Source organism: Arthrobacter sp. GW822-FHT05G07 (assembly GCF_058799755.1).
This window is the reverse complement of sequence record NZ_JBXALT010000032.1, coordinates 1-516: the sequence shown is the minus strand read 5'-3', so window position 1 is coordinate 516 and position 516 is coordinate 1. Positions and strand designations below refer to the sequence as shown.

The following is a 516-nucleotide window of genomic DNA, read 5'->3' as shown; positions in this document are numbered from 1 at the left end:
GTCAGTGCTGTCGGGTCCGTACATTTCTTCGAGGCCGTGGCGGATGATGTGGCCGATTTCGTAGCCGTAGGCGGGGTCGTAGGTTTTCACGGCGGGGTTGGTGGAGGCCAGGATGGGGGAGTGCCCGTCGGCGTGTTGGAGTCCTTCGCCGGTGAGGGTGGTTCGTCCTGCGGTGGCGCCGATGATGAAGCCGCGGGTCATTTGGTCCGCGGCGGCCCAGAAGGAATCTCCGGTGCGTTGGAAGCCGAACATGGAGTAGAACACGTAGATCGGGACCAGGGGTTCGCCGTGGGTGGCGTAGGCGGTGCCGGCGGCGGTGAAGGCTGCGACGGCGCCGGCTTCGTTGATGCCGGGGTGGATCAGTTGCCCGGCGGGTGATTCTTTGTAGGCCAGGACGAGGTCGCGGTCCACGGAGAGGTAGTTCTGGCCTTTGGGGTTGTAGATTTTCGCGGTCGGGAAGAACGCGTCCATGCCGAAGGTCCGGGATTCGTCCGGGACGACGGGCACGAACCGGGC

General features: G+C 65.1%; 1 pseudogene. It reads right to left on the bottom strand.

Features of this window, described 5'->3' with window-relative positions:
* A pseudogene (locus AC1RJY_RS24015) lies at nucleotides 1-516 on the bottom strand (pyruvate dehydrogenase (acetyl-transferring), homodimeric type); the annotation flags it as partial.